Origin of the sequence: Acinetobacter sp. CIP 53.82 (assembly GCF_000369465.1) — a bacterium.
Classification (GTDB): Bacteria; Pseudomonadota; Gammaproteobacteria; order Pseudomonadales; family Moraxellaceae; genus Acinetobacter; species Acinetobacter indicus.
On the sequence record NZ_KB850046.1, the window covers coordinates 1,447,040 to 1,471,339 of the forward strand.

Below are 24,300 nucleotides of genomic sequence, written 5' to 3' on the forward strand. Positions count from 1 at the left end.
AATTATTTTAAAAATTATGAGTTTTCCCAACACTTTAAAAAATACATCGGATTCTTTGTTTTAAATAATAATAATTCTCAATATCATCTACATAAGCCGATTCGTGTAGAAAATTTTAGTGACGGTTCAACTAAAACATGACACGTGTTTGAGCAAAGGAGGCTTTATGAATTATATGAGTTTAGGGTTTGATGGTACATCTCATCGGGCACAAGAGGATATTGAAGCATCCTGTTTCTTGACCCAAAATTATCATCTTTATACATCTGAAAGAGTTGAAACAATTAGATTAGCAGCTGAAAATCAGCAACAACTTTTGGATACGATTGGTGCTGCATTTAAGCATGTTACTCAAGATCAGGACTCAAATCCAGTTGTCATTGGCGCAATACCATTTGATACAACTCAGCCGTCGATGTTGCACTTTTATCGACAACATCAAAAGCAAAATACAGCATCATTCACTCAGTTTGAACATCAACAACAGTTTGGTTCATTCAAACTAAACAGTCAGAAAAGACTGGTGTCTAAACAGCAGTTTGCAAATGCAATTGATCAAGCATTAATACAGTTTGATCACAACAATTTAGAGAAAATTGTGCTTTCTCAAGCTGTTGACTTCGAACTCTCGCATCAACAAAGTCCTTATGATTTAGTTCATACACTGGCTGCTCAAAATCAACATGCGTTTAGTTTTGTTATACCTGTAGAAGACAATGCTCATCTATTAGGGGCGAGTCCAGAATTACTCATTTCTAAACAAGGTCATATTGTCAAAAGTAACCCTTTAGCAGGGTCTCGGCCTTTAAGTGAAGATGATCGGATCAACCAAAAAAACATTGAAGATTTATATGCATCAACGAAGGATTTGCATGAACATCAAATTGTCGTCGACAGTGTATTTAAAAACTTAAAACCTTTTTGTCAAAAGTTAAGCGTTTCAGAACAACCTGAAATTTTAAAAACCACCACCATGCTGCATCTGTCTAGCGTTTTTGAAGGGCAGTTGAAAAACGAACAAACCAACGCATTAGCCTTGGCATTGTCTCTCCATCCTACGCCTGCCATATGTGGTTCGCCAACCCAGTTATCTAAACATTTCATATTGGAGCACGAAGGTTACGACCGAAACTACTTTGCAGGTTTGGTCGGGTGGATGGATGCAGATGGTAATGGTGAATGGGCTGTCACCATTCGCTGTGGCTTATTGTCTGAACGCAACCTCAGATTATATGCAGGCGCAGGCATCGTAAAGGGTTCGGAAGCTGAACTCGAATGGAATGAAACAGAAGCAAAAATGCAAACCTTACTGAAAACCTTGAATGCGACTTGTGAAACTTGATTAAGCCCAATACAGCTTTACAGCATACACGGCCAGATTAATCCTTGAAGACACACACTTTATAACTAATACACGATATATAGGCATCACCATGGCAATTCCAAAAATTCAAAGCTATCCGCTTCCGTTTAAACAAGATTATCCAGCGGCAAAAGTGAAATGGAAAATTGAAAAGAATCGTGCGGCTTTATTGATCCACGATATGCAGGATTATTTCATTAATTTTTATGGTGAAGATTCTCCATTGATTCAGGAGGTGATTAACAATATCGCCCAAATGAAAGCATGGTGTGTGGAAAATCATATTCCTGTGTTTTACACGGCACAGCCCGTAAAACAAAACGATGAAGATCGTGCCTTATTGAATGATATGTGGGGACCTGGTTTAACCGCATATCCTGAGCAAGCTGAAATTGTTCAGAAATTAGCGCCAACACAACACGATGTTGTACTGACCAAATGGCGCTATAGCGCTTTTTATCATTCAAATTTGCAAAACCAATTAAAAGAAATGGGAAAAGATCAGCTGATTATTTGTGGTGTCTACGCCCATATTGGTGTGCTTCAAACTGCTGCAGAGGCGTTTATGAATGGTATCCAGCCTTTTGTGGTCGGGGATTCTGTAGCTGATTTTAGTCTTCAGGATCATCTATTTGCATTGCAGTATGTCCATCGTAACTTGGGGGTCGTTGAAGATGCTCAAAGTGTGATTGCTTCATAAATTTCAAGATCAATCGAAATTAGATAAGGAATTTTCATGAAAGAAGCAGAAACACAAGAGAAATCACCAACCCTCACTCATTCAGCTGATACCAAAATTGCATGGGTGACTGGCGTGAATCAGGGCATGGGTGCAGAAATTATGCAACGGCTGATTGCACAACATATATATGTCGTCGGTTTTGATTTATCAACGAATAACATTGTCGAAAGTGATCGTTACGAAGTTCATCAATGTGATGTTCGTGATGCTGTGCAGATTTCATCGCTCTGCCAAAAGCTTCTGAAAACTTCTCCACCAGATTATTTCATCAATACAGCTGGAGTACTGCATTTGGATGAACACGACACATTGCCAGAAGATGCATGGTTGCAAACCTTTGAAGTCAATACCTTTGCTCCGTTTTATTTCTTAAAGCATTTAAGTCCATATTTTCGTGAAAAGAGAAACGGCAATATTGTCATGGTGTCGTCAAATTCTGCACATGTGCCTCGCATGAAGATGGCAGCCTATGGTGCATCTAAAGCCGCGCTGACCAGTTTTAGTAAAACTGTGGGGTTGGAACTCGCTGAATATGGCATCCGCGTCAATATTGTTTCACCTGGTTCAACCGCAACGCCTATGCTTCGCCAACTTTGGAAAGATGCTTCCGGCGAAAAACAGACCATTCACGGCAATTTAGCGCAGTACAAAGTTGGGATTCCTCTACAGAAAATTGCCTTAACCGAAGACATTGCCCATGCAGTGATGTTCCTCATCAGTGATCAAGCCTCGCATATCACCATGCACGATTTGGTGATTGATGGTGGCGCAACTTTAGGTCAATAAAGGGAGGATGACAATGCAATTACAACAAGAAATTACCGCAGACATTCACCATGTTCTGCAAATTGATAGCATTCAAATTCAACCTGAAGATAATTTGATTGAACATGGGTTGCATTCATTGGCGATCATGCAGTTAGTCGATCATTTTGAGAAAAAATATAACACGGCGCTGTCTTATGCAGATTTTGCCATGTCACCGACTGTACACGATTGGCAGAGCCTTATTCAGGAGAATACAAAATCGGTTGATGCTGTGCAGAGCGAACAGCCTAAGCAAAATTCAATTTTACCTGCATGGTTAGACACACTACCGACTCAAACCGTTGCATTGTCCGATATGCAATATGCCTATTGGGCAGGGCGAGAAACCGAAGGCGTGTCGGCACATTTGTATATGGAATTTGAGGGAACAGATTTAAATCTCGAACAATTGCAATGTGCATTTGAACAGTTAATTCAGCGCCATCCGATGTTAAGTGCATCCATTCGTGACGGTCAGCAAATTATCCAATCAGTTGACCATCAAGAAATTCAGATAGAGGATTTAACTCAACTGGATTCAACTGCAATAGAGGAGCATTTAAAAGCCAAACGGAAACGATTAAGTCATCAGCAATTAGACATTGCTAAAGGGCAAGTGTTGGATGTGCAGTTAACGCTTTTACCTGAGCATCGTCATATTCTGCATATTGACTCTGATATGTCGGCAATTGATCCGCAAAGTTTTTTAGTGGTGGTTGAAGACTTAAGTGCTTTGTACCAGGGTGAAGAACGTGCAGATTTAAACTTGGATGGTATCGGATATTTTAATTATCTAGCGCAACGCCGTCATGATGTTAATTTACAAGAAAAAATTCAGCAAGATCAACAATGGTGGCAATCTCAGCTCGATGCCATTGCACCTGCACCGCTATTACCGGTTATTGCTGAAGGGTTACGACAAGACCCACATCAGTTTGAACGTCTCATCCATATTTTTAATGCAGATGAACGTGCTCGTTTACAAAGTTTGGCACAGACTCAAGGTGTATCTGTAGGAAGTTTATGTTTAAGTCTCTTTGCGCAAACAATTGCAAATTGGGCATCTCAACCTGAATTTCGCCTGAATTTACCTGCGTTTATTCGCGAGCCATATGGGCAAAATATCGAGCATGTGGTGGGAGATTTTACTCAGATTAGCTTACTCAGTTTAAAGCTGAACCCCGCTGAAACTTTGCTAGAAACGACGAAACGAATTGAGCATGATGTCAATCAAATTCATGAACATTACCGCTATGGTGGGATTCATGTACTGCGCGATTTATCCAAGCATCGTCAACAACTGGAAATTTCTCCAATTGTGTTTACCTCCGCTTTGGATGAAGGCGAGATATTCTCTGAGCAATTACAGCGTACATTGGGGCAACCTGTATGGTGTATTTCCCAAGGTCCAAAAGTCGATTTAGATGTACAGATTGCCTATTTTAATCAAGGTTTGGCTGTAAATTGGGATATTCGGAGCCATGCGTTTAAACCGAATGTCATTCAAGGCATGTTTGATCATTATATTCAGTCGATCCAGCATGTCCTGACGGTGGGTAGCTCTGTACTTACTCAATCCTTAAATGCATTGTCTCAACAGCTTGCACCGCACAACCAGCAACCGAAACAGGTGAAAGTACAATTACCTGCACCGCTCTTTGCTAAGTTTCCTCAAACAAATGCAAATACACCTTATCGTGTCGTAAATGGTCTAGATACGGATTGCCCAGCTTGGGTTTTAGGTCGCTTGGTGCTGAGTTTTGATCATTCAAATGCCCATACAACAGATCCATCCAATCAATCTGAATGGATCGAGACAGGTATTCAAGCGTATAGCGATGATCAAGGTCGGTTGCATCTGTTTGAGCAGTCACATCAGTTGATCTTGAAAAATGGTCAATGCATTGAAGTTAAAAATATTGAAGACCAAATTGCTCAGCTCTCCTTCATCAAACAGGTGAAAGTTTATACGCTTCAGGATCAATCAAAAACCACGATTGTGGCTGTATTAAACCTTCATCAAAAGCAGTCATCCGCAGATTTGCTCAAAGCCTATGCCGAAGTTTTGCCAGCGTATTTAATTCCTGATCACAACTATGTGGTCGATGAAATTCAAAGTTTTACTGCAACGTTATCGTCTGAACAGCTGAATGGTTTACTCACAAAATATGAGCCATTAGAGCAATCGGATGCATCACAGCTTGAAGAAACCACAGTACTTGAAAAAGTCGTGACGTTGATGATGGCGAAAATTATCGGAATCCCGCAATCGCAAGCCAACAGTCATTTGGATTTTTTTGATGAAGGTGGAGATTCTTTGCTAGCGACGCACTTGGTCGCAGCTTTAAACCAATATTTTCAGAATGCCGATATCAGCGTGGTGGATATTTTTACACAGCGTAATGCAAAAAATATCGCCGCACTTTTAGAACAAAAACTGCCTGACACTGCACAGCGTATTGCTGAAGTCTTTATGCAAGTGATCGAGGGGAAATAAACAATGAATTCAACACCCTTAACTGCAATGCAAAGAGCTTACCTACTCGGTAAAAGTAAAATGTTTCCACTGAGCCAATCTTCCATGCATGACTTTCAAGAATTTCATGGGCGAATGGATGTTGAAACACTGACTCAGCGTTTGACTCAATTGATTGCATTATATCCTGCATTACGTACCACCATCGATGAAATGCAATTGATGCAAGTGATTGAGCCTGAAATAAATCTCAATCAACAGTTGAAAGTCTATGATCTTTCGCATCTCAACAGCATGGAAGCGACCATTCAACTGGAAATCTTACGCGATGAATATCGCCATTTTTCGCATGATTTAAGTACTCCGCCTTGGCAAATCGCATGGATTCAATTACCTGAAACTTTTGAAGAGCAAACGGTGGTATTGACCAGTTTTGATGGGTTAATCATCGATGGTTATTCAATTTCAGTCATTTTAAATTCGCTTTTTGATGTGAACCAAGATTTAAATCTTTTAGATAAAGATCAAAATCTCGATGCTCAACAAAATCATTCTAGTTTTTTTGATGCGACTGAAAAGGATCGTGATTTTTGGCATAACGCACTGTCTCAAGTTGAAGAATTACATCCTTTGCCTTGGGCAAATGCCTTGGAAAGTATTGATACACCTGTCTATGCACGGCAAACAGTCGTGATTGAAAAAGCCAAGTTTGATGCTGTATCTAAACTGGCTGGGCAATATAAAGTTTTTCCCAATGCACTCTTAACCACGCTCGTTTTAGATGTGATTTCACACTGGACGGAGGAACAAAAATTACTCGTTTCAATGCCTGTATCCCATTCTGCTTTGCATAAACGTGTAGGTAATAGTTCCTCATTTATTGTGGTCGACTATGCATACTGTCCAGATCTAGGTTTTGTCGATCAAGTGAAAGACACGCAAAAACAAATTTTGCAGGCTATGGCACATAGCTCGTATTCGGGGATAGAGCTTTCAAAGTATTTGATTAAACACCTGCAAGAATCCATTGTATTGCCTGTGGCTGTAACCAATGGTCTGTCTTGGGTGAAGCTGAGCGAATCTAGTGCTATGCGCTATGTGAGTGGTCAAACACAAACCCCGCAATTGGCTTTAGATATTCGACTCTCATTTTCGGCAGGTTCAGATTTGGTCATTGACCTTGATTATATTGAACAAGCTTTAAGTCCTGCCATGGTTCAAGATATGGCAGAGGCTTTATCAAAACGACTCCATGATTTAAACCAGCTCGAGACAGAATTAAAACAACCAAAACGTTTTTCTCATGTCGCAACATTAGACGATGATGCCGTTATTGCTGATGATTATGCCCATGTTGAAGTGGGGGATTATTTAGCCAATATTCAGCGCAATCTGTTTGAACAAATTCCCGATAAAACTGCACTCATTTATGCAGATCAAACCATCTCTTATGCTGAATTGGGTGCTAATGTCGCCAAAGTCCGTCGTGCTTTAGATTTGGCACAAATCCGACAACATCAAGTCGTTGCGATTTGCTTACGTAAAAGCCCTGAGCATATTTATGCCGTTTTGGCTTGTGCGTTATCTGGAATTATTTGGTTGCCTGTTGATATGGATTCGCCGTCACTCAGACAACAATATATTTTATCTAACAGCCATGCAGATTTAGCCATTTCAACTGCGCCCGTTGAAGGTTTGCTGACATTAAATATTGATGAAATTTTAAAAGATTCAGCACACGGTCAATTACATTCGGGCAGTGCGGAGTCTGCGTTTGAATCGGAAATTATCTGGCAACATCGTCATGATGCGTCGCCCGCGTACTATTTATATACATCAGGCAGTACGGGTACACCAAAATGTGTGGTACTGAATAACCGCGCCACAGCTCATGTGTTGCAAGAAACCATTGATTTTTGGTGTATTAACCAGAATGATATTCATCTAGCTGCGACGCCGTTCCATCATGACATGTCAATTTTTGATCTGATGGCACCACTTTCAGTGGGAGGTAGTTTAGTTGTGCCAACATTGGAAGAAGCCAAGAGCGCAGTGGCGTGGGCTGATCTGATCGAACGTTATCAGGTGTCGATTTGGTGTACAGTCCCTGCGATGGCAGATATGTTGTTGACTTCAGCCGACCCGAAACAATTACAAAGTATTCGCTTAATTAACCAAGGCGGTGATTATGTCAAACCGTCTGTGGTGCAAAAATTACGTGAAATTTTACCAAATACGCGTCTGATTTCGATTGGTGGTCCAACCGAAACCACCATTTGGAGCATCTGGCATGAAATTACCCCTGAAGATGTCGATGTAATTCCTTATGGCAAGGAGATGGTGCATAACCGATATTACATTTTAAATCCATGGGGTGAGTTTTGTCCGCCAGGTGTTGTTGGGCAGCTCTATATGTCGGGGATTAACCTTGCTAATGGCTACCTGCTGGATGGCAAAATCACACAGAAAGATTTTGTACTTTTAACACTTCCAAATGGTGAAGTACACCGTGTCTTTCGTATGAGTGATAAAGGTTATTTGCGTGAAGATGGCAACATTATTTTTGCAGGTCGTGATGAAGGTTATTTAAAGGTTCGTGGGGTGCGTATTGCCGCATCTGAAGTAGAAAATGCTTTATTAAAACATCCTCAAATTACTGATTGTGTAGTCACCACATGCACCAATCCTGTCTATGAAGGCAATGAACTCGTCGCAATTTACACCACTCAAGAAGCTGCTTTAAACAGTATTCGTCCATCTGAACTGCGTCAGTTCTTACAGGATTATGTGCCAAATTCACATATTCCATCTCGATGGGTGTCATTAGCGCAATTCCCGATTACACGGAATGGCAAAATTGACCGCAAAGCATTAAAGCAAACTGCGCAAGATTTTCTGTATCAGACCTATGCACAAACAGCATCCTCAAAAAATACACAAGTTTTTGATTCAAAAATGAATCTACAAAAAGATTCACCAAAATATCATCGTCATTCTAAACAATCTGATTTGGCGAGACCTTCCATTGCTCAAGAGGTAATTGAGCATTTACAGCGTTCATTGCCGAGTCAACAAGAATCATCTGACGTATTGCTGGACACTGAAATTTTGGCACTCGGTATGACCTCGGGGCATTTAAGTCGTTTGGCCAAGCATCTTTCACAACAACTCAATACTGCAATTCAATTGTCTGATTTAGCCAAATGCAAAACTGTAGGTGAGATCGTGCATAACATTGAATCGCAACTTGATCAGAAATAAATAGGGCAAATTATGAGTCATCAGCAAAGTATCATGAGCGATGAGTTGTTTAACTTATTTGCCAGTAAATTACAGGATATTGGTCTTTCTGATCAGAAAGCTGCATCTACACCAACAACATCGAATCTTCAGGATTCATTACAGTCTGCCATTGTAGAAACTCAAGCACAGCCGCAGGTTTCATTTGCAGAAGAACGTGCATGGATGATGCATCAGCAAGATCCATTGGCATCTTCAGGTCCATTTATTTTAGCGCTTCGTCTGACAGGTAAAATCGACATTGCACGTTTATCTCGGGCAATTGAAAAATTGTATGTCGGGCAGTCGAATTTAAATTTACGTTATGACTTGGACGACGAAGGCGTTTTAACTAAATTCCATGCAGAAGAAGCATCCACAGCGCTTCAGATTCATGTGGTGCAGTCGGAAACAGACGCAATTCAATACTTACTGTCATGGTTACAGCAACCGATTGATTTGGCAAAGCAACCTGCAATTCAGTTTAGTCTGTTGCCACAAAGTAATGATGAGGTGATTCTCGGTATTTTAGGTCATCACATTTTATTAGATGATGCGGCATGGCAACCGATTTTTACTCAGCTCAGTCAATATTATGAACAGATTGATTCAACTGGTGTTGTCGTAAATCAATCCCATCAAATGCCGTTGCAACCCAAAATGAAAGACAGCACCAGTGCATTGCAGTACTGGAAAAATACTTTCCCGACGGGTTTAACCACTATGACTTGGCCAAAATTCTGTTTGGCAACTCAAGTGCAAGCCCCAGTGACCGAATATGGGAAGCATCGTGATTTTGATTATGTACAAAAAGCGGTACGTTGTTATAGTCATGTCCATGTTGGCAAAATTCAACAGTTGAGCCAGCAGGCACAAGCATCCATTTTCCACACGGTGGTGGCATTGTTTGGCAGCTATTTAAATCAGTTACTCGGTCAAAATTCGCTGGATCTATTTGTGCCGATTGTTGAGCAGTACGATGCATCGAGTTTGGATAAAATTCAATCCAGTTCGAATATTTTACCCATTCGTATCGCGCGTGCAGATCAATCAAAACACCCCCAAACAGCGCAGGATAAGATCAATAACGTCATTGCAAATGTCCGTAATCAAATTCTGCAAGGGATGTCGAATAATGTTTCCATTGAGCAGATTTTGTCGGCAACCAAAACCAAGCGCAATACGATTCCGAATGTACTGATTACCCAGTTTGTCGAACCGAGTCAGTATCTTCAATTGGAAGGTGTGACGGTTGAAACCATCGCTATACCACCGATTCATTCCGATTATGATCTGACTTTGGCGTTCCAAGTCAAAGGTGATGAAATTCACTTTGAGCTGACCACAGGCGAAAAACTATCGAAAAGTATAAGTCCATTATTACTGGAACAATGGCTTGATTTCTTAGACGCAGATATTGCGACATGGACAGAAGCTGATCTGATTTTTGCAGTAACGACACAGCAAGAACTTCAGCCACAAACCAATTCTCAAGCTCAAAGTTCATCACAACATATTGAAAATTCAGTATCAAGTAAGAAAATTGATATATCAGCAATGCAATTGATTTTGCAAGAGTTCCAAGCTGTATTGATGAACAGCAATTTACAAGTTGACGACAACTTCTTTGATTTTGGTGGACATTCTATTTTAGCCACTCGGGTGATTGGTAAATTACAAAGCCAACATGGTTTAGTGATCAAAATCGCCGATTTCTTTAATGCGCCGACTGCACGTGAATTAGCGCAATATGTGCAACAGTCGAATGCGCTCAGCGAAGATAATCAAGTGGTGGCTGACGACCGTGACATTGTTGCACCGCTGACTTTGTTGCAAAAAGCCTTTATGGGCTTTTCGGATCAGGGGCGTGATGCGATGTATAACATTCCATTTGCTTTTCGCTTTAGTGAAGACGTTGATGAACAGGCTTTTTATGCAGCATTCTTGGATATTTTAAAACGTCACCATGCCTTGCGCAGTATTTTTGTACGTGCAGATCAGGGCGATATATTCCAAACAGTTATTCCCATGCAGCAGCTGGAGCAGCATCCCTGGTTCTGGGGTTCTGAACATCAGATAGCGCAAAGTGCACAGCAGATTTTACGTGCTGAAGCCAATCATTCTTTTGATTTGATGCATGAGTTTCCCATTCGTGTTCGTTTTATGAAAGATGAACAAGGACAGCATATTTTATCAATGTTGCTATATCACATTGCTGTGGATGAATGGTCGTCGGGTATTTTGATGCGAGAGTTAATTCAAGCCTATACCAGCCGAGTCGCAGGACAAGCACCCGTTTGGGAACAAACACCACGTCAATTCCATGAATATGCGATGGCACAAGATGATTCTACCTTGCAAACGCATATCCAGTATTGGGTCGATACCATTGGAAAAATAAAGAAACAGCCGCCGTTATTGCCAGCGTATGCAACAGCACATGATGAGCAAGATCAAACATTAGACACAGATGTGGCAGGGGCTGCCGTTGAATTTGGGTTTACGGCTTTTCAAGTTGAGCAATTGTACGCATTGGCACGTGAGTATAGATCATCACTGTTCTATGTGGTCTATGCCGCAATGGTGTTGGCAAGTCATTATTTAGGTGCAGGACGTAAAATTTTAACAGGGACTTCGGTCGCATGTCGTCAAGATCCGCTGTATCAGGACACCATGGGCTATTTTACCAATGTAGTGATGCATAACACCCATTTAGATGAAAACTTAACTATCAAAGACTTGGTACAACAGGTTCAAAATAACATTTTTAAAGCACAAGAATATGCCGATATTCCATTTGCCATTGTTGAAGAGAATATTCGCGCTGAAGGGGAAGAATGGACGGAGAGTCCATACGAAGTCTATGTGCAACTACATGCTCAAAATGCTTTAACAGGTTCATTCCAACTCAATTCAGGTCATGAAATTGGTTTTGAACTGATTGAACCTGAACGAGATACGGCCAAATTCGGTCTGCATTATGAAATCTACGAAGAACCAAGTTCTGAGCACGAGCGCTTAAGAGTTGTAATTAACTACCGTGTTAATCGTTATAACGACACGCAGATTCAGTTGATTCGACAGGTTGCACATCAGGTCTTAAGCCGATTTATCGATATTGATACCCAATCTGATGAGTCGATGAATATTGATGTTCGAGACATTCGTCGTCAATTGAGTAGCATTCAACTTCCAGAAATGGCCGTTTAAAGGATTCAGTCATGTTTATAGAACAAGATATTCAACTGGGCTATGTGCCATTTCCCAAATCGAGAGCTCAGCAGTATCGAGATGAAGGTTGCTGGAAATCTCAAACCCATTTTCAATTGTTGGCAAGTTTAAAAGACCGCTTTGCACAGCGTGTAGCCGTCATACAAGATGATAAGCAACTGACCTATCAGCAGTTATATGACTATGCGATTCATTATGGCACTTACTTAAAACAACAGGGTATTCGTGAAACCGACTTTGTTTTATTGCAGTCGCCGAATGTGATTGAAGTTTTTATTGTGATTTTTGGTTTATATGCCATTGGTGCAAGACCTGTATTTTGCTTGCATGGTCATGGCTCATATGAAATTGAAAATATTGCAAGACAAAGCCGTGCAGTAGGTTTTATTAAACTGTGTGGTTCCGCCAATGAAAGTACTGCAACCGACGTTTGTGAAGAATTTTCTAAACCCAATTTTAAGTTGTGGTTTAGAGAAAGTATTGTGAGTCGATCGAGCATTGAAGCGTCATTGCCACAGTTACAAGGTGTTGCGCCTGCCTTCAATTTACGCGCACAGAGTGAATCTGAAGATATCGCATTTTTACAACTTTCAGGTGGAACCACAGGTTTACCAAAACTGATTCCTCGCACTCATGCGGACTACATTTACTCGATTGAAAAAAGCGTCGACGTTGCTGGGCTAACTCAGGACACCAAACAGTTGGTCGTACTACCTGTGATGCATAATTTCTGCATGAGCTCACCTGGGTTTCTGGGGGTGTTTTATGTAGGTGGCACAGTGGTACTCAGTCAGTTGACACATCCTCGTGTTTGTTTTGAATTGATTGAAAAATACCAAATTCAGCAAGTCTCTTTAGTTCCTGCTATTGCCACGCTTTGGCTCAATGCTGAAAGTCTCAAAGATTATGATTTATCCAGCTTGCAAGTGGTGCAAGTCGGTGGTGCCAAATTGTTACCTTCGCTTGCCGAGCAGATTATTGACACCCTGCAAGTCAAATTGCAGCAAGTCTATGGCATGGCTGAAGGTTTGGTGAATTTCACACACTTGGATGATTCAGACCAAATTACCATTCAAACCCAAGGTAAAAAGCTGTCGCATTTAGATGAAATCCGTATTGCTGATCAGGATGGCAATGCTTTGCCAATCAATGCGATCGGGCATATTCAAACCCGTGGTCCTTATACCATCAATGGGTATTACAACTTGCCTGAAATTAACCAGCGTGCCTTTACGCAAGATGGCTTCTATAAAACGGGTGATATTGGTTATTTAGATGAAAATCTGAATATTGTGGTTACGGGGCGTGAAAAGGAACAGATCAACCGTTCTGGTGAAAAAATCACACCAAGTGAAATTGAAGAATTTATTTTGCAATATCCATCGGTGAAAGATGTTTGTGTGATTGGCGTCAGTGACGATTATTTAGGTGAACGTATTAAAGCCATCATCATTCCAAAGTTAGATGACAGTGAAATCAACTTAAAAAATATTCGTAAATTTTTGATTAGTAAAAATATTGCGCATTTCAAAATCCCTGATGAAATCGAAGTCGTGGCAGATTTTAAATATACCCACGTGGGCAAAGTCAATCGACAAAAACTGGGATAAGACGGAGCAAAAAATGAATTCACAACATATTTACGACATCGTTGGCATTGGCGTTGGTCCGTTTAATTTAGGACTGGCATGTTTGACTCAACCCTTGAATGAACTCAGTACAATTTTTTTTGATAGTAAAGATGAATTTGATTGGCATTCGGGCATTATGCCTGAAGGCAGTACTTTGCAAATTCCATTTATTGCCGATTTGGTCAGTTTTGCCGATCCGAAAAATAACTATTCGTTTTTAAATTATTTAAAGTTACACAATCGATTGTATCAGTTCTTTATTCGAGAAAGTTTCTTTATTTTGCGTGCCGAATACAACTTGTATTGCAAATGGGCGGCTGAGCAACTGGAAAATGTGCATTTCAAAAGCTTTGTCGAGCGGATTGATTATGATGAATCTCGACAGCTCTACACCGTACGTGTAAAACAGCCTCAAGGTGAAATGAAGGTGGTGACTAAAAATCTAGTCTTGGGCACAGGAACCACCCCAATTACACCTAAATTCTGTCAGGGTTATCCTGAACAGATTCAGTCCAGTGCAGATTATTTACGTCATAAAAAAGATTATTTAACTAAAAAGTCGATCACCATTGTGGGTGGCGGACAAAGCGGTGCCGAAATTTATTATGACTTGTTGTCGGAAATTGATCAGCATGGCTATCAACTCAATTGGCTGACTAAAGCACCGCATTTCTTTTCGATGGATTTGGGTAAATTGACACTGGAATACACGTCACCCGATTACACCTCGCATTTTTATTCATTGGATGAAGATAAACGTGATCAAGTGATTGGTTCTCAGAATGCCTTATACAAAGGTATTGAGCTGAGTTTTGTGAATCGTATTTACGATCTGCTCTATCAAAAGTCGTTACACCAACCCATTCCAACTCGCATGATGCCAAATTGTGCTTTAGATGCTGTTGAACAACAGAGCAATCATTTAAATCTGACCTTTAAAAATTCAGACATTAATAAGCGCTTTAAATTGGAAAGTGAAGTGCTGATCCTGGCACTTGGTTATGAATACAAAATCCCTGAATGTCTGACACCAATTCGCACGCTAATCAATTGGGACAGCAAAGGTCGTATTGCGCTGAACTGGAACTACAGCATTAACGATGACAACACGATTTTTGCGCAGAACATTGGTATTTATTCGCATGGTTTTACCGTCCCAGACTTGGGCATGGGGTGTTATCGCAATGCCATCATCATTAACACCATTTTAGGTCGTGAAGTTTATCCTGTGGAAAAACGTATTGCCTATCAGGAGTTTGCACCTACAACTGAAGAAATCGTGACACCTGTAAAAACAACAGCAAAGTCACACAGTACTGAACTCTCTTTTTAGGATTTTAAAATGAATTTCCCACACTATTTTCAAAGCAATATTCAAGAGTATTTGGATGATTTATTGAAAACCAAAGCCACACCATTTTTGGTTTTAGATTTAAGCGTTATTGAAAAACATTATTTGGAACTGAAACAGGGCTTTCCCAATGCCGATATTTATTATGCGCTGAAAGCCAATCCAGCCAATGAAGTGATTGAGCGTCTATGTCGTATAGGTTCCAGTTTCGATTTGGCTTCGGTCAACGAGCTGAAAAAAGTTCAGGCTTTTGGTGTAGATGCATCACGCTTGGCCTTTGGCAATACCATTAAAAAGCGTGCGGATATCCAATATTTTTATGAACAAGGGATTCGTCTATATGTGACCGATTCTGATGCCGACTTAAATAATATTGCGCAATATGCACCGGGTTCGAAAGTGTTTTTTAGACTGTCGATTGATGGTTCTGAAACAGCCGATTGGCCACTTTCTGGCAAGTTTGGTTGTAATGCAGAATGTGTAATCCGACTGGCAGTAAAAGCGAAGGAATTGGGTTTAATTCCTTATGGAATTTCATTTCACGTAGGTTCGCAACAACGAAAAATTGATTTGTGGGACAGCGCTTTAGCAGAAACAAAAGCGATTTTTGATGTGTTGGTGAATGACCATCAGATTCATTTAAAAATGCTCAATTTAGGCGGTGGTTTACCTGCGCAATATGTACAACAAACCGAAGCTTTTGCGAGCTATTCGAAGCAAATTAATGCAGCACTTGAAATGTTTAAACCATATCAATTGGAGCAAATTATTTTAGAACCTGGACGCTCTTTGGTAGGTAATGCTGGCATTTTAGTCTCAGAAATTGTGCTGATTTCACAGCGTCCACAATCAGGGACTAAGCGTTGGGTCTATACTGATGTCGGCGTTTTTAACGGCTTGATTGAAACGTTGGGTGAGGCGATTCAATACCCCATCGTGTGTAAAAAAACAGGACAGAGTGATGACATTATTTTGGCAGGTCCAACATGCGACAGTATGGACATTATGTATCAGAACAAAAAATATGAATTGCCACTGTCTTTAGAAATTGGCGACCATTTGTACTGGTTATCGACAGGAGCATATACTACCAGTTATAGCTCTATCGAATTTAATGGTTTTCCGCCACTGCAATATTATGCATTGAACTGATTCAATTTTAGGATGCTTTTCACATAAAGCATCCCACTCATTTTTTAAATTTTGCTGTCATTTGAAAAGAGGATATTCGTCATGATGACAATATCAAAAGCATTACCGAATTTTTTTGAATATGCAGAACATCAGACATCTTATGCCTTGCGTGATGTTATTTTACCTAAAGATTTATCTTTATTGGTCAAATGGATGCATCAACCGCATATTATACCGCAGTGGCAACTCAATAAACCTGAGTTAGAACTTGCCGTGTATTTTGAACGTATGCTTTGTGATGATCATCAGCATTTATATATCGTGCAAATAGATGGAAAAGATGTCGGTTATTTAGAAATTTATGAAGCCAAACGCGACCGTTTAGCGCTTTATTATGATGCTAAAAAAGATGATTTGGGCTGGCATGTATTACTCAGTGAAGATGCAGTGGGTCAAGGACATTTTCGGGCTGTGATGCGTATGCTGAGTTTTCTCATTTTTGAACATTCCAATGCCGAAAAAGTGGTGGGTGAACCAGATCAAACCATGTCTGTTTATGAAAAGATTCGAGCTGACATTGCACTAGAACCCCAAGGCACAATTCAGCTTCAGGAAAAAACAGCGATGTTGTATCACTGTTATCGAGAAAAATTTTATCAGCAGTGCGGTCATTATTATAAAACGTTTAAGCGAAAAAAAGCTGATAAATGTCTCGTTGAAAATTGATTAGTAGATTGTCAATACATCACAAAATCAAAATGATGCTAGGGCGTGTCTTCATTTGAAGAATTGGTTTTAAATACTTAAAATCCTCCTTTAAGCTCTTTTCATTTCTATATTTTTTCAATGGCACGTACTCTCCTCACCGATGATATTTGGCAGCAAATTCAAGATACGATGCGATTACACGGTTGTTACTGTTCAAAAAACAGTAGAAATATCATGGAAGCCATCTTATGGAAACTACGTACGGGTGCGACATGGCGTGATATTCCTCAAGAACTTTGCCCTTGGCAAACTGCTTACAATCTCTTTAATCGCTGGGCAAGTAAGGGATTATGGGATAAATTTTTTTTAGATTACGAGGCATTATGGATCAGGAATGGGTATTCATTGATGGAAGCTACATACGCGTGCATCAATATGCAAGTGGAGCTCGGCATGGTTTCGAAAGAGCAATTGGACAATCACGCGGTGGACGAATAACAAAAATACATCTTGCAACCGACGCGAATGGATTACCGATTGATTTTAAAATCACTGGGGGGTGACGTCCACGACAGTCAAGTTGCAAAACAACTGATTGATATTGTAGGCGAGGCAACTTATCTCATTGCTGACAAGGGGTATGATGCTGAGCACATTAGAATATGTGCCAAGAACAAGAATATGATTTCCATTATTCCATTGAGATCAAACAGTAAGAGATCGAATAAGGAATTTGATAAATATCTATATAAATTAAGACATTTAGTTGAAAATGCTTTTGCGAGATTAAAACATTTCCGTGCTATTGCAACTCGATTTGATAAACTAGCACGCAATTATAAATCTATGATCCGTATAGCTTGCATATTTATTTGGTGCAAAGCCAAATGAGGACACGCCCTAAGCATTATTTTGATTTTTATTGATCTAATATCTGTGCCCTTAAATGTTTTCAAAGTTCCGTATGTATTAATAAATAAAAATACTCGAAACAATAAACGCAACGATTGAAGAGACCAAAATAATGAAAATGGTTTCAATCAAAGTATTTTTATGCATCGTTGTGTACTCTTTGGTTTGAGGAAATGGGTAAGCAGCAATAGGTGATGATTTCATGCTCGGACTCGAGGTAATTCACTTCAATTATTTGCCCAGTGCTGAGTTCAGATGAGATTTGGGGAATATAAAAACTTAAAGTATTTGTTGATGGCTGAATGCCAATGCAATGAATGGCTTCAAAGAAAATAAGCGTCTGATATTTGTTGTAGACTGCTTTTATAAGGCTTTCTTTAGCTGAAAATACAATTAAATGAAGGCAATTGAGTTGGGGAAGAAAAGGGATTAATTGTTTGTGTTCTTGAGCGCTCATCAAACTATTTAGAATGTTTGGATTTTCTTTAAATATTTCAATATTTTGTTTGATCTCAACATCCACACCTAAAATTTGAGTTTCATATTGTGAATTTGATTGAGTAATACCGTCAGTAAACTGGGTAGGATGTTTTGCAGCAGTTGCAATGGCAATACCATGTGTACAATTTGACATACTGTGGCTAATGCTTCCACGAATATATCGTGGCCATAAAGGTTCACCACGTTCACCTTTTTTTATAATAAAGTTTGTGTAATCTCCGAGTGTTGCTAAGGCAAATTGAGCAGCTAAGCGGCCAATAAAAAATTCACTTTTACGTTTTAAACTTGCTCTAGTCACGTGAAAGGGCATGAATATTTTATATTGTGAATACAAGCAATGAAGACGTTGTTCATTCATATTAAGTATTCGAATTTGATGAATACTTTGTGGTTCAATGTCCAAAATGCTGTATTCTAAACATTCATCTTTAAACATCAGTTTTTTATGCTGAGCATATTGTTTCGCGATGTTTACATCGGCATGTCTTAAAGTGTTTGTATTGCACATTGTGAGCTGTCGATTTAAGCCACAGGCTTTGCAAGAGATTTTTTTGCGATATATTCAATTTTATTTTGAATCAGTTCAGCGACCTCTTGCAAAATTTCAGGGTTTAGAAAATAAAAATGATCCCCACGAACTGAATATGCACCAAACCATTCTTCAGTTAGGTCTTGCCAACTCTGCATAATGTCATGATTATTAATGTATGGGTCTTCTTCACCAAAAATCGCCATGAGTGGAATTATGGATTTTTGAATTGATTTTTTGAGTAAATTGTCACTTAAAATAAAATCATTTTTAATAATTTTGAGGAAGAATTCTAAGGCACTAGGATGATTTAAAATTTCATCTGGAAAGTTGTTATACAGTTTGAGTTCCTGAACAATCTGCTCATCTGAAATCTCACTATAGCGATGAATGATGCTTTGAAAACGTGGCGACGGTCGTGCACTGACTATTTTTAAAATTAAGTTTTGATCTGCGTTTGCTTGTTGTAATTTTTCCTCAATTTTCCAAATGAGTGATGCACCGACACTATGCCCAAAAAGTACGAAAGGGACATCTCCATAGCTCAAAATCTCTTGTGTAAATTGTTTTGCTAACTCATCAGGATTGTTACTGAGTGGCTGCTGAATCTTTCGTCCATGACCAGGGTATTCAAGTGCAATCACACGAATATTTTCATCGAAAGCTTGATTCCACGTACTGTAGATTGACGCACTGCTACCTGCAGAGGGAACACAAAATAGATGAATCGGCGTAGAGATATTTATAGAAGTCATAAAATTAAAATGAGAATCATTTGCGTATTTATTAAAATAACACCCTAAGCTTCTGTGTCAATCTATCGAAAATCTTCAGTCTCAATATCTTTTGAAAAATGATTTAAAAACAATAGCTTTCCCTATTTCATGAATTAATTTCGGATTATTTTATTACTTGAGAATGATTCTTGATAACATTCCATGCACTTTATATAGAACCTTCTCTCTCCAAGGTGCACAATGAGTTCCACATATCAACTAAAAAGATCCGCTTTATTTTTAAGTTTGGTTTTATTGTCTTCACAATATGTGTTGGCTGGGGATAATTTGACTGATTTAAATATCCAAACATTGGATGCAACTGAAAATTCAAAACAAAACCATTCAGTTGAGCAAAGTCCCTCAGAACAACAACTCCCCACAATTGTTGTCTCAGCAGACCAAGATCAAACTTTATCGGCAGGGCAAATTAGTAAAACCAGTCAAGTCGGTATGTTGGGGGATAAGCAGGATCTAGATATCCCATTTAGTATTACTAGCTATACCTCAAAATATATTGCTGACCAGCAAGCAACCTCAGTGGCAGATGCTTTAAGAAGTGAACCTTCAGTTCGAAGTGTTTTCTCTAAAGGGGGGATTGGTGAATATTTCAATATTCGTGGTCTATACACGCAAAGTCATGAATTGGCTTGGAATGGTCTATTTGGGCTTTTACCACATAACCGTGTGCCAACCGAATTTTTAGAACGTGTCGATGTCTTTAAAGGGACCAGTGCATTACTCAATGGTATGTCCATTGGTGGGGCAGTGGGTGGCGTGATTAATGTCGTACCCAAGCGAGCAACTTCTGAAGACATTACACGATTAACCACGACCTATAAATCGGATTCGACTTTTGGCGCACATATCGATGTTGGACGCCGTTTCGGACAAGAGGATCAGTTTGGTGTCCGTGTCAATGCCTTAAAGTCCTTAGGTGATAAAGCATTAGACGGTCAAGAAGAAAACCGTTATTTGGGTTCTGCGGCATTTGATTATAAAGGCGAAAAATTCCGTGCCAGTTTAGATTTATATGACATCAACGAAAAACTCGATGGTGGACAACCACTGATGGTGTCGTTTGCAACATCAGTTGTACCTAAAGCGCCAGATTCAAAATTGAATCATCAACCTGGGTCGTATTCGCATACCAAAACACGTGGGGCAATTGCCCATGTTGAATATGACTTTGCACCAGAGTGGACTGCATTTGCATCTGCGGGGACGAAACGTCAAAACGGTGTAGGTGTAATTGCCAATAATGCTTTAGGCAATGCAGTACAGCCCAATGGCGATTATATGGCTGTATCGCGTATGAATGCCAACAACACTAATGTTGATGCAGGGGAATTAGGGGTCCGAGGTAAGTTTAATACAGGGGCAATCAAACATAATGTCGTGATTAGTGCCAATTCACTTGATCAAGATACGCATATGGGCTTGGTGATGGGGACACCTTGGGCATCAAATATCTACCGACCAACACGACCAGCACTGATTGCTTCACCTCCAACGTATACGCCTAAAACACTAGACACTACGCTAACCAGCTTTGCCTTTGCCGATACGCTGTCTACATTAGATGACAAGTATCAGTTGATTTTAGGGGTGCGGCATCAAAATGTAAAATCGCAAAGTTATAGTATTTTAACAGGCCTGCCAAGTAGCCCATACTATGATGAAAGTGCTGTAACGCCAATGGTCGGCTTCGTGGTTAAACCTTGGGACAACACATTATCACTGTATGCAAACTACATTGAAGGTTTATCGCAAGGGGGCACCATTACTGATCCAAGCAATCCATTAGTCGCTGAAAAAACCTTTAAACCGTATAAGTCGAAACAATATGAAGTCGGCACAAAATGGGATATGGGTAAATTTAAAAATACCCTCAGTATCTACCAAATTACTAAAAATGATTTAGCGCAAGATGCCAATCGCAATTATAGCGAAAGTGAACAACGTAACCGCGGTATTGAATGGACCACTGCAGGTGAAATTGTTAAAGACATACGTCTATTGGGTGGTGTGTCCTATCTCGAAGCTGAATGGAAAAAAACAGCTGGTGGTTTAATGGATGGCAATGATGTCAAAGGTATTCCACATTGGCAATCCAATCTTGGGCTGGAATGGGATGTTCAACCTGTTGAAGGTTTAACTTTAACTGCCAATACCACCTATACAGGTAGCTTATATGCCAATGATACCAATACGCAAAAAATTCCAGATTGGTTTGTGCTCGATTTAGGCGGACGTTATGCCACCAATATCGCCAAGCATAACGTGGTGTTCCGTGGTGGTGTCGACAATGTATTTGATAAAAAACATTGGGCAGGGGTTTGGAATGGCTATGTGGGTGTAGGTGGTGATCCACGTAGTTATAAATTATCAATGCAAATTGATTTTTAATCTGAAATCTACACAACTGCAAAAGGGTATGAGTATATCGCATTATGAAGAATATATCGAAGCCATGGGTTTTATTGATCAGCACTTACACTACGCAATACATTGGTGTGGCATTTATTATGTCAGCTGCTTTTGCCATTTTAAGACAAAGTGGTATTGCATTAGATCAATTGGCTATGCTGAATTTAATTGCGATTCCGATGCTCGGTAAAATTTTGTATGCACCATTTGTTGATAGCTTTAGATTATTTTTTCAAGGGCAATATCGAAGCTGGCTTATTTTTGCTCAATTCTGCATGATGATTTTACTCGTGATTTGTGGCTGGCTCGATATTCAACGTCAATTTTCCATCGTGTTGATTTTGTTCATTGTCTATACTTTGTTTATGAGCATACAAGATGTCGCAATTGATGGTTTGGCCAGTAAGATTTTTCAGGCGTCTGAACGTCAGTTTGCCAATAGCATTCAATATGCCAGCAATTTATTGGGCAATATTATTGGCGGTGGTTTGCTGTTAATCCTTTATCCGTGGTTGCAATGGAAAGGGGCTTTGACAGTGCTTGCCGTATTGACCGCCATTACGTGTATTCAGTTGCTGTTTTACCGTGAGCCAGATGATATCTATGCTAATCCACATCGTACGATCACTGCTCAATTTAAAAGTTTAGGCCAACAGCTCAAAGTTTTTATTTATAAATACCGACGCTGGTTTTTATTGTTGTTTATTTATCCTATCGGCTTTACGGCTGTTTTTGGCATTTTAAATCCGATGCTGGTAGATGCGAAATGGTCATTGGTGGACATTGGTTTTGCCATCAAAATCTTTGGCTCAATCGTGGGTGTTTTTTCTGCTTTTTTAGCAACGCTATTGATCAATCGATTACAGCGTAATAAGGCATTGATTACTCTCACGATTATACAAGGTTTAACCTTGTTGCTATTTATTCCTCTGACGCTTGGCTATACCTCAAAACCTTTAGTTTATTTGGCGATATTTGGTTATTTCATTGCTAACCCCGGAGTGATGGCTACGTTATCTACTATGATTATGGATCGTGCTTCCAGTATGCCAGCAAAGGCGACATTCTTTAGTTTACAACTCAGCTTAGTAGTCTTTATGGGTTTCGCCTATTCAGCATTGGGTCTCGCATTGGCACAACGTATCGGTTATACGGCTGTGGTGATGTTGACCTTTTTCTGTGCTTTAGCTGTTGCAATATTGGCATGGAAAATATTGCCTGCTGATGCAGAACATTTAGCACATTAATGCTCAAGATTTATCCCATTTTATATTTTTATTTAGGATTTAGGCGGCATCATGGCACATTTCACCACAATTAAAGATCAAGATCGTAAACTTGATATTATGGATCATGTGAATCAGGATCATCGTAAAGAACTGCTGATTATTGCGCAGACCTATGGCAAAAATAATGACATACATGATGCTGTTATTGCTGACATTTATGAAGAAGGTATTTTGCTCAATACACAAGTTCCATCTTCATCGATTAAACAAGATTTGTTTATTCACTTTGAGTTAAAAGGTGATTTAGAAGAGCAAATTCTCTATTTAGCGTATAACTCATTTGCCAAACAAAAAATTGAATTTAGCAACAATGCCAAACAGTTTTTTGAAGTGGTGGCGAAGTCGCAAGTCACTCCAAATATCACTCGTCTCACCATTAAAAGCCAAATACCTTTACCAAATTATTATGCTGGTTATGCCTATGGCTTTATTTTAAAAGTCGTAGAAAAAGTACCTGTGGTACAGCAGAGTACTTCCAATAAAAGTGACACCTTAAAGAATCTGTTCGATCGTGGTTTCTTATGGCTGATGAAGCATTTATCTGCGCCTAAACGCCAAAAATTGATGGAAAGCATGAATAAAGATGTGCGTCTTTATACCTTAAGAAAAGCGTTTGCGCATGGCTCAAATGGGGAAGATTTACATTTCGGCTATGTCGATGTGTTTACCCATGGGGCTAGTCCAGGAAGCCAGTGGGTACAACAACTCAATACAGGATCCTTAATTTCCAGCCGTACCGAAACCGATGATAAGCACGAGCATTTGCATGAGGGGCAAGCAGTACTGATTGCGGATGAAACCGCTTTTCCAGCATTGGCAGGTATCTTAGATTTTTGGAAAAACCCAATTCCACCGATTGTGATTTTACTCAGTGCTGATGCTGTGGATTTCACTTATTTTGATGATTTTAGCTTTCCTGAAAATACCAACCTTCAAAAAATTACTGGAGCTGTGCATGAGCAGGGCAGTCAAACTGTTGAGCTGTTAAAAACATTCGATCAACTCGATCAGGTATGGGGTGCTTTAGAAAATAACGCAGCAAAACAGATTCGACATTATTTCCGTAATGAACGCAAACTGTCTGGAAAAAATAACCATATTAAAGGCTATTGGCGTTTAAGCAAGGCACATTAAAGGCAAG

The 24,300-nt window shown here is 39.7% G+C and carries 15 protein-coding genes and 1 pseudogene; 14 read left to right on the forward strand and 2 right to left on the reverse strand.

The annotated features are described in order from the left end of the window. Positions 1-175 precede the first annotated feature (175 nt). The 11 genes and pseudogenes from F905_RS12355 (at position 176) to F905_RS15250 (ending at position 17,613) form a co-directional block, all read left to right on the forward strand. Positions 176-1,342 carry an isochorismate synthase gene (locus F905_RS12355; protein WP_370541914.1) on the forward strand — a complete coding sequence of 389 codons (1,167 nt, stop codon included), beginning with the start codon at positions 176-178 and terminating at the stop codon, positions 1,340-1,342. A gap of 91 nt (positions 1,343-1,433) precedes the next feature. Continuing rightward, on the forward strand, positions 1,434-2,063 hold the full coding sequence (locus F905_RS12360) for an isochorismatase family protein (RefSeq protein WP_000997095.1): 630 nt from the start codon (positions 1,434-1,436) through the stop codon (positions 2,061-2,063). 36 nt (positions 2,064-2,099) lie between these two features. Beyond that, positions 2,100-2,891, forward strand: a complete 792-nt coding sequence (gene dhbA / locus F905_RS12365) for a 2,3-dihydro-2,3-dihydroxybenzoate dehydrogenase (protein WP_000656488.1) — start codon at positions 2,100-2,102, stop codon at positions 2,889-2,891. A gap of 13 nt (positions 2,892-2,904) precedes the next feature. After that, a complete protein-coding gene (locus F905_RS12370) occupies positions 2,905-5,409 on the forward strand; it encodes a condensation domain-containing protein (RefSeq protein WP_005181285.1) in 2,505 nt (834 codons plus the stop codon). Positions 5,410-5,412: 3 nt separating this feature from the next. Continuing rightward, positions 5,413-8,649: a non-ribosomal peptide synthetase gene (locus F905_RS15735; RefSeq protein ID WP_005181288.1), complete on the forward strand. Its 3,237-nt coding sequence runs from the start codon at positions 5,413-5,415 to the stop codon at positions 8,647-8,649. A 12-nt stretch (positions 8,650-8,661) separates the two neighbouring features. After that, entirely contained in the window at positions 8,662-11,877 is a 3,216-nt protein-coding gene (locus tag F905_RS12380) for a condensation domain-containing protein (protein ID WP_005181290.1), read from the forward strand. An 11-nt stretch (positions 11,878-11,888) separates the two neighbouring features. Further along, positions 11,889-13,508 (forward strand): (2,3-dihydroxybenzoyl)adenylate synthase, encoded by a 1,620-nt coding sequence (locus tag F905_RS12385; protein ID WP_000469474.1) that lies wholly within the window; start codon positions 11,889-11,891, stop codon positions 13,506-13,508. Positions 13,509-13,521: 13 nt separating this feature from the next. Continuing rightward, positions 13,522-14,862: a putrescine N-hydroxylase gene (locus F905_RS12390; protein ID WP_001088061.1), complete on the forward strand. Its 1,341-nt coding sequence runs from the start codon at positions 13,522-13,524 to the stop codon at positions 14,860-14,862. 9 nt (positions 14,863-14,871) lie between these two features. Continuing rightward, positions 14,872-16,032: a type III PLP-dependent enzyme gene (locus tag F905_RS12395; protein ID WP_001010592.1), complete on the forward strand. Its 1,161-nt coding sequence runs from the start codon at positions 14,872-14,874 to the stop codon at positions 16,030-16,032. A gap of 81 nt (positions 16,033-16,113) precedes the next feature. After that, positions 16,114-16,740, forward strand: a complete 627-nt coding sequence (locus F905_RS12400; RefSeq protein ID WP_000988323.1) for an N-hydroxyputrescine acetyltransferase — start codon at positions 16,114-16,116, stop codon at positions 16,738-16,740. A 120-nt stretch (positions 16,741-16,860) separates the two neighbouring features. Next, positions 16,861-17,613 (forward strand): annotated as a pseudogene (locus F905_RS15250) (IS5 family transposase). 160 nt (positions 17,614-17,773) lie between these two features. Here the strand turns inward: F905_RS15250 and F905_RS12415 are convergent. Both F905_RS12415 and F905_RS12420 read right to left on the reverse strand, forming a co-directional pair. After that, positions 17,774-18,493 (reverse strand): 4'-phosphopantetheinyl transferase family protein, encoded by a 720-nt coding sequence (locus tag F905_RS12415; RefSeq protein ID WP_227508404.1) that lies wholly within the window; start codon positions 18,491-18,493, stop codon positions 17,774-17,776. Between the two features lie 164 nt (positions 18,494-18,657). Continuing rightward, complete coding sequence (locus F905_RS12420) at positions 18,658-19,419, reverse strand: thioesterase II family protein (RefSeq protein ID WP_000200755.1); 762 nt, start codon at positions 19,417-19,419, stop codon at positions 18,658-18,660. A gap of 222 nt (positions 19,420-19,641) precedes the next feature. On the opposite strand from F905_RS12420, the gene F905_RS12425 reads away from it, so the two are divergent. From F905_RS12425 to F905_RS12435, 3 genes are read left to right on the forward strand one after another with little or no spacing between them, the layout of a single operon-like run. Further along, positions 19,642-21,849, forward strand: coding sequence for a TonB-dependent receptor (locus F905_RS12425; RefSeq protein ID WP_000099781.1), 2,208 nt, complete (start codon positions 19,642-19,644; stop codon positions 21,847-21,849). A gap of 44 nt (positions 21,850-21,893) precedes the next feature. Further along, positions 21,894-23,117, forward strand: a complete 1,224-nt coding sequence (locus F905_RS12430) for an MFS transporter (protein ID WP_000790348.1) — start codon at positions 21,894-21,896, stop codon at positions 23,115-23,117. 51 nt (positions 23,118-23,168) lie between these two features. Further along, positions 23,169-24,293 carry a siderophore-interacting protein gene (locus F905_RS12435; RefSeq protein ID WP_005181304.1) on the forward strand — a complete coding sequence of 375 codons (1,125 nt, stop codon included), beginning with the start codon at positions 23,169-23,171 and terminating at the stop codon, positions 24,291-24,293. Positions 24,294-24,300: the final 7 nt, after the last annotated feature.